This is a genomic window from Streptomyces sp. NPDC059003, from assembly GCF_042740445.1.
GTDB lineage: Bacteria > Actinomycetota > Actinomycetes > Streptomycetales > Streptomycetaceae > Streptomyces.
Map to the genome: position 1 here is coordinate 1 of NZ_JBHYJH010000295.1, position 6,718 is coordinate 6,718.

The 6,718-nt window shown below is 70.6% G+C and carries 7 protein-coding genes and 1 pseudogene; all 8 read right to left on the minus strand.

Annotated elements, in window-relative coordinates:
* Window positions 1-464 (minus strand): annotated as a pseudogene (locus ACFWZ5_RS43710) (3-oxoacyl-ACP synthase); the annotation flags it as partial.
* A 34-nt stretch (window positions 465-498) separates the two neighbouring features.
* Window positions 499-1,347 (minus strand): SDR family NAD(P)-dependent oxidoreductase, encoded by an 849-nt coding sequence (locus tag ACFWZ5_RS43715; RefSeq protein ID WP_384892642.1) that lies wholly within the window; start codon window positions 1,345-1,347, stop codon window positions 499-501.
* Between the two features lie 39 nt (window positions 1,348-1,386).
* Window positions 1,387-2,145 carry an SDR family NAD(P)-dependent oxidoreductase gene (locus ACFWZ5_RS43720; RefSeq protein WP_384892645.1) on the minus strand — a complete coding sequence of 253 codons (759 nt, stop codon included), beginning with the start codon at window positions 2,143-2,145 and terminating at the stop codon, window positions 1,387-1,389.
* Window positions 2,146-2,253: 108 nt separating this feature from the next.
* Window positions 2,254-2,700: an ester cyclase gene (locus ACFWZ5_RS43725; protein ID WP_384892649.1), complete on the minus strand. Its 447-nt coding sequence runs from the start codon at window positions 2,698-2,700 to the stop codon at window positions 2,254-2,256.
* A 36-nt stretch (window positions 2,701-2,736) separates the two neighbouring features.
* The gene (locus ACFWZ5_RS43730) at window positions 2,737-3,780 is read right to left on the minus strand and encodes an alcohol dehydrogenase catalytic domain-containing protein (RefSeq protein ID WP_384892652.1); all 1,044 of its coding nucleotides are present in this window, start codon (window positions 3,778-3,780) and stop codon (window positions 2,737-2,739) included.
* A 14-nt stretch (window positions 3,781-3,794) separates the two neighbouring features.
* Window positions 3,795-4,040, minus strand: coding sequence for an acyl carrier protein (locus tag ACFWZ5_RS43735; protein WP_384892655.1), 246 nt, complete (start codon window positions 4,038-4,040; stop codon window positions 3,795-3,797).
* Entirely contained in the window at window positions 4,015-5,094 is a 1,080-nt protein-coding gene (locus tag ACFWZ5_RS43740; protein WP_384892658.1) for a beta-ketoacyl-ACP synthase 3, read from the minus strand. Before ACFWZ5_RS43740 ends, ACFWZ5_RS43735 begins: the two co-directional genes overlap by 26 nt.
* Window positions 5,094-6,578, minus strand: a complete 1,485-nt coding sequence (locus tag ACFWZ5_RS43745; RefSeq protein ID WP_384892661.1) for an aminotransferase class I/II-fold pyridoxal phosphate-dependent enzyme — start codon at window positions 6,576-6,578, stop codon at window positions 5,094-5,096. Before ACFWZ5_RS43745 ends, ACFWZ5_RS43740 begins: the two co-directional genes overlap by 1 nt.
* Between the last annotated feature and the right edge of the window lie 140 nt (window positions 6,579-6,718).

Consider the following 6,718-nt stretch of genomic DNA (forward strand, 5'->3'; position numbering starts at 1 on the left):
GCGCAGGTGCGGTCTTCGGGGTCGATGATGGTGGAGTAGGTTTCGGCGCCGATGACGAGGACCTGGTGGTGTGCCTGGGCGCGGATAGTGGCTGAGGCCATGCTCAGGGCGTAGAGGAAGCCGGAGCAGACGGCGGCCAGGTCGAATGCCGGGGCCTGGTCGAGTCCCAGGCGCCAGGCCACGTGGGGTGCGGTGGCGGGGCAGCGGTGGTCGGGGGTGGTGGTCGCGACGATGACCAGATCGACGGTGGTGGTCTGGGCGGATGCCAGGGCCAGCCGTCCTGCGGTGACGGCGAGGTCCCCAGTGCTGATTCCCGGATCGGCCCAGTGCCGGCTGGCGATCCCGGTGCGCTGGCGGATCCACGCGTCGCTGGTGTGCAGGCTGTCCTGCAACTGCGCGTTGGTGATCCGGCGTGCGGGCAGGCAGGCGCCGAGTCCGACGATGACAGCGGCGGGGGCAGGCATCCCGGCATCCTTTCGAACGGGGCGCTGGAGGGGCTCAGTCGGCGAGCAGGCCACCGTCGGCGGTGACCACTGTGCCGGTGATGTGTGCGGCGGCGTCGGTGAGCAAGAAGAACGCGGCGTCGGCGATCTCCTCGGGGGCGGCCCATCGGCCCAGCGGCACGCGCTGCAGCACGGTGTTGGACGGGCCGGGGCTGGCCCAGAGCGTGTGCGTCATCCGGGTGCGGGTCCAGCCGGGGCACAGGGCGTTGACGCGGATGCCGTCGCTGCCCCAGGCAGCAGCGAGGGCGTAGGTCAGGGCGATGAGTTCGGCCTTAGATGCGGCGTACTGCGCGGCGCTGGGGAAGGCGCGCAGGCCCGATACCGAGGCGATGTTGACGATGGCCCCGCCGCCGCGGGAGCGCAGGTGAGGGGCGGCCGCGGTGCAGATCTGCGCGGGGATTTCCAGGTTGATGGCTAGGGTTTCCCGCCACAGCCGCGCAGTGAGCCGCTCGGCAGCCACCGCGCGGCACAGCCCCGCGGCGTTGACCACGATGTCCAGGCGTTGCAGGCGTCCGGCGCTTTCCTGGACGACGTGGGCAGCGGCACCTGGGCGCGTCAGGTCGGCGGGGATGATGCCTACGTAGGCCCCGTGGGCGCGCAGTTCACCGGCCCTGTCGGCGAGTTGGGGCGTATTGCGGTCGGTCAGGATCAGGTCCGCGCCCGCGCCGGCGAGCACAGTGGCGATGGCCTGGCCGATGCCTCCGGCCGCGCCCGTGAGCAGAGCGCCGTGGCCCTCCAGCGGGCGCGGCTGGGCGCGGCGACCTCCTATACCCGGGCGCGGGCTGCCGGGCCCCGCCCGCTGTGCTGCCCACAGTTGCTTGGGCTGTTTGTGGGAGCGCGGCATGAACGGCCTCCTTTCCGCAGGCGCGGCGGGGACGAAGGGCTATGCGGCCAGGAGGCCGCCGTCGACGATGAGGACTTGTCCGGTGATGTAGGAGGCCGCGTCGCTGGCCAGGAAGACGGCGGGTCCGGCCATCTCCTCCACCTGGGCCCAGCGGCGCAGCGGGATGGCCGCGACGATGTGTGCGGAGGTTTCCGGGTCCTGCCACCAGGGTTGGGTCATCTCGGTGGTGGTGTAGCCGGGGCACAGGGCGTTGACCCGGATGTGGTGCGGGGCCCAGTGCACGGCCAGGCTGCGGGTGAGGGAGAGCAGGCCGGCCTTGCCCGCCGCGTAGTGGGGGGTGGCAGGAAAGCCCCGGAAGGCCGCGACGGAGCCGAGGTTGATGACGCAGCCCTTGCCGTCGGCGCGCAGGTGGGGTTCTGCAGCCTGACAGATCTGTGCGGGGACTTCGAGGTTGAGCCGCAGCGACGTGCGCCACTGCTCCGGGCCGATGTCCTCGAACGGCGTCGGGATGGCCCACGCTGCGTTGTTGACAAGGGTGTTCAGGCCGCCGAGGGCCGCGGCGGCGTCGGCGACGACCCGCGCGGGAGCCCCGTCCTCCCCTAGGTCGGCGGGCAGCACGGCGGCGCGGGTTCCGTGCTCGCTGATACGGGCGGCGGTCTCCTGCAGGCCGTCCTTGCTGCGGGCGGTGATCGCGACATCCGCGCCGACGGCGGCGAACGCCACGGCGATGGCCCGCCCGATACCGCGCGAGGCACCGGTGACCAGTGCCCGACGACGGCGCAACGAATTCCCGGTCATGATCTCTCCCGCTGTCGGGTCAGGGGTGGTGCACACGGTGAGGCAGTCCCGGTGTCGCGCCGCTTCGATACGCGCCGGAGCGGCGCGGCACCGGGAGGAGGGTATGGATCAGATGGTGGGGTGGAATCCGAGCCATTCGCCCAGGCTCTTGTCGACCATGCCGAGCTGGCGTCCCAGGACCAGGCTGTCGTATAGCGCCTCGCCGTGGGCCAGCAGGCCGCGATTGTTCCACTGGTAGAACTCGAAGAAGTTGATGTCCATGGCCTTGCCGGTGGCCGGGCTGTTGCCCAGCGGGCCGGTGTTGGTTCCCCGGAACAGGCCGACGGCATGCGAGGTGTCGCCGCTCGCCCAGTGCCGGCAGTCGGCCACGTGGGTGTCGGGAAATGCGGCGACCCAGGTGCGCAGGTAGTCCAGGAAGGGGGTCGCGCCCTTGAGGGTGGAGCCGAGGGAGTGGTCGATGTAGGTGACGTCCGGGTCGACCATGGCGCTCATGGTGTCGAAGTCGTGCCGCCCGAAGGCGTCGTAGAAGTCGCGGTGCAGCTTGTTGGTGTCCATGGGTCCCTCCGCTGTGGTGGTGCCTGGGGGGTGGGGTCAGGGCTGGCCGTGCGGCAGGAGCACGGCGCGGCCGGGAATCCGGCCGTCGGCCAGGTCGGTGTGTGCCTGCTCGATGCGGTCCAGGGGATAGGTGACGAGATCGGCGCGGAGCAGGCCGCGATGGGCCAGCGCGAGAACATCGTGGAGCTCGCTCAGGCTGCCCCAAAAGCTGGTGGTGAAGGACGCCTCGAAGGGGGCGCAGGCCCACCCGAAGGGGATCTGTCCGAGCATGGAGCCGACCACGACCAGCTGCCCGCCAGGTGCCAGGGCGGCGGCTGCGAACTCCATCGTGGAACACACCCCGACCACGTCCAGGACGGCATCGGCGGCTCCGCCGGGGCACGCCGCGCGGAGCTTGGCCGCGGCGTCGGCGTCGTCCAGGTCGATGACAGTGTCGGCGCCCAGAGCCCGCGCCCGTCCGGCCCGCTGGGCCACGCGGCGCACACAGACGACGATGACGGCCGGGGTGCACAAGCGCGCCAGCTGGACCGCGTACTGGGCCAGTCCACCCAGACCGATGATGACCAGGGCGCCGTCCGGGCGCAGCCGGGGGGCGACCTTGCGGACGGCACGGTAGGAGGTCAGCGCCGCGTCGGCCAGCGGGGCGGCCTCGAGAGGGGACAGGCCGTCGAGGGGGATGAGCTGCCGGTCGGCCCGGGGTACGGCGACCAGGTCCGCACAGCCGCCGGGCCGCCCGACGCCCAGCCAGGAGGCGGTGGCGCACATGTGCGCGCTGCCGCGCAGGCAGGTTCTGCACCCCCCGCAGCTGACCGGCGGGTACACCAGCACGTCGGTGCCCACTGCGGGCCCGGACGCCGCCGCGCCGAGTGCCTCGATGCGCCCGGTGATCTCGTGGCCGAGGATGGTCGGCAGGTCCATGGGCACCAGGTCCTGCAGTTCGCCCCGGCGCAGGTGCAGATCGGAGTGGCACACGCCCACCGCTGTGACGCGTACGACCGCACCGGTGGGGGGCGGCTCGGGATCCTCGACCTCGGTGAACTCCAACGGCTCCTTATAGGAACTGAGTACCGCTGCACGCATCGCTGCCCCCTTGGCTACGGTCCGGGCTCAGGGACGGGCGTGCGCTGGGTGATGTAATGCGTGACCGCGCTGACGGTCAGCGTCCTGGCGGTGTCCTCGGGGATCTGCACGCCGAACCGGTCTTCCACTTCGAGGACGAACTCCACCACGGCCAGGGAGTCCATCTGGAGGTCCGCGAGCGTGGCGTCCGGGGCGATCCGGTCGGAATGGATCTTGAACTTGTCGACGAGTACGTCACACACTCTTGCCGCGATGTCCATGGCTGCTCCTGTCCTTGTGCCGTGAAGGTAGCGTGGTCTCGCTCTGGTAGGCATCGAGGTCGTTGCAGGGCGCGCACACGGCCAGGTCCGGCCAGACCAGGACGGTCGATGCCCAGGTGAACCCGGCGCCGAACGCGGTCAGCAGCAGCCGGTCGCCGGGCCCGATCACACCGGTGCAGGAGGCGGTGGCCAAGGCGAGGGGGATCGAAGCGCAGCCGGTGTTCCCGAAATGCGCGATGGTATTTACCGCGCGCTGGGGTGGGACGGCGAGCCTGCCCGCGACTGCGTCCAGGATGCGTGCGTTGGCCTGGTGCGCGACCAGGGCGTCAACCCCTGCCGTCGTCCATCCGCAGGCTGTGAGCACGGCCTGGGAGGAGGCGGTCATACGCCGCACCGCGTGGAGAAAGACCGCGCTTCCGTCCATCCGCAGGTACCAGTTCGCATCCGCCCTGCCGGGCTGGCCCTCGGCCGCCACCCCCAGATGGTCCCGGCCGGCGCCGTCACTGCCCAGGTCGAAGGGGCCTATCGCTCCCTCGTCGGCCACCGCGCCCGCGTGCACAACAGCCGCTCCGGCGCCGTCGGCGAACAGCGGAGCCGTCACCGGATCGTTGGCGTCGATGAACGGGGTGTGGGTTTCCACCGCGATCACCAGCACCCGCTGGGCACAGCCGGTGGCCATCAGCCCGGACGCCGTGGCCAGCCCGTAGAGGAAGCCCGCGCAGGTCGCGCCGACATCGAACGCCGCGCAGCCGACCAGTCCCAGCGCGGAGGCGACCGCGGGCGCCGTCGGTGGGCACACCTGATCGTGCGTCCAGCTGGCCACGATCACCGCATCCGCCTGGGTGACACCCGCGGACTCCAGGGCGCGGCGGCCCGCCTGCACCGCCAGAGTGAGGTTGCGCTCCCCGCAGGCCAGCACATGCCGTGTCCGCACCCCGGTGCGGTGCTGGATCCACTCCGGTGTCACGCCCAGCCGGGCAGCGATCTCCGTATTGTCTACCAGGGTGGGCGGCACGCACGCGCCCAGACCGGCGAGAACGGCTGACTGCGGCATTATGGTCCCCCTGCCCCGTCCGCCGGCGTGCGCAGCAGCGCACGGGCCTCGGTGAGCGACTCGTCCAGAACCGCGGCCGCGGTGTCCATGTCCTCCAGCCGGTGGTCGTACATCACCTGCATCCGGTACCGGGCCGAGCCCAGCGGCACCGCAGGGAACTCGATCAGTGCGAGGATCAGCCCGCGCCGCTCGGCCAGCGACCAGGCCAGCCGGGCGACGGCGACGGAGCCGGTCTCCACCGGAACGATGGCGGAGCGCTCACCGAGCACACTCAGATGCCGGGCGCTCAGGGCGTGCCGGAGACGGTCCGACACCCGTGCCAGGTCCGCCCTGCGCCGCTCCCCTTCCACGGAGCGGATGATGCACGCGCTCTGGAGCGCGGCCGCGGCCTGCAGCGGGGAGAGCGCCGAGGAGAAGAAGTGGGAACTGGCATAGACCGACAGGTACTCGGCCGTCTCCCGGGACCCGGTGGCAACAAAACCACCGTTGGTCGCAAAGCACTTGCTGAACGAGCCCATGACGAGATCGATCTCGCCGAGCATGGCCTGAATCCCGATCTGCCCGGTGCCGCCCGGCCCGAGCGCCCCCAGGTCGTGGGCCACGTCCACCAGCAGCACCGCGTCGAACTCGCGGCACAGTTCCTGCAGTTCCCGCAGCCGCGGAGCGTCGGAGTCCATCGAGTACACGCCCTCGGTGACGACGAGGACCGCGTTGTCCGCATCGCCCTTCCTGATCGCCCACAGCCGCTCGCGTACCGAGCCATGGTCCAGGTGGGTGGCGGTCGTGACGCTCTGAGTCGCAGCGTGGGCGCCCTGACTGAGACAGGAGTGCGCCCGTTCGTCCAGCACGATGTGGTCCTGGCGCCGCATTAACCCAGTGATCACCCCGAACCCGGCCCCCCAACCGGTGGGAAAGAGCACCACATGTTCCATACCGGTCAGCTCCGACAACTGTGCCGCCAGCGCCACGGACAGCGGCGTATGCCCGGTCAGGACCGGCGAGCTCCCGGCGTGCGGGCCATACTCGGCCAGCGCCGCGACCACCGCCTCATGCACGGACGGCTCCCGCGACAGCCCCAGATAGTCCTGGGTGGAAAAGGAAATACCCTCTACCACCTGCCCCGTCTGCCGACTGCTCGCCCGGGCCCGGGGCCCCACACAGGTCTCCAGAGTGCGCGAATAGGGCCACACATCCGCCGCGACACGAAGATCCCGCCACGCGGCGAACTTCCGTGCCCGATCCGCCAGATGGGAGCCCCGCACGGGAGCAAAACTCCCCAGAGTCTGGCCAAGCGCCGCATCGGGCACCTGCCGACCTTTCATAGCAGGCATACGGCCTCCCTTCATACGGCCTCCCTTAACGGCCCAACTCTCCATTTGCACTCGGCCCGCGGCTTCAGGGCCAAGAGCCCAGACCGCTAGTGCCAGTTGAAGCACCCATGCCAAGATTGAGCGTGAGCGCACAGAGGGGGCATAGGCGCACATTGGGGGGCGCACAACGTGGACTTCGCAACAATCCTCACACTGTCGCACCTCCGTACCATCCCTCACTCCAACGAAACTACCTGTGCGCGGTAAATACCGGATCTACTGCGGCAGAACCCCTACGGTGATCACCGCGACCT

Excerpts from the sequence above, each read along its gene's own strand:
- ACFWZ5_RS43715 (WP_384892642.1), bottom strand. The coding sequence starts at position 1,347 with ATGCCGCGCTCCCACAAACAGCCCAAGCAACTGTGGGCAGCACAGCGG.
- ACFWZ5_RS43720 (WP_384892645.1), bottom strand. The coding sequence starts at position 2,145 with ATGACCGGGAATTCGTTGCGCCGTCGTCGGGCACTGGTCACCGGTGCC.
- ACFWZ5_RS43725 (WP_384892649.1), bottom strand. The coding sequence starts at position 2,700 with ATGGACACCAACAAGCTGCACCGCGACTTCTACGACGCCTTCGGGCGG.
- ACFWZ5_RS43730 (WP_384892652.1), bottom strand. The coding sequence starts at position 3,780 with ATGCGTGCAGCGGTACTCAGTTCCTATAAGGAGCCGTTGGAGTTCACC.
- ACFWZ5_RS43735 (WP_384892655.1), bottom strand. The coding sequence starts at position 4,040 with ATGGACATCGCGGCAAGAGTGTGTGACGTACTCGTCGACAAGTTCAAG.
- ACFWZ5_RS43740 (WP_384892658.1), bottom strand. The coding sequence starts at position 5,094 with ATGCCGCAGTCAGCCGTTCTCGCCGGTCTGGGCGCGTGCGTGCCGCCC.
- ACFWZ5_RS43745 (WP_384892661.1), bottom strand. The coding sequence starts at position 6,578 with ATGTGCGCCTATGCCCCCTCTGTGCGCTCACGCTCAATCTTGGCATGG.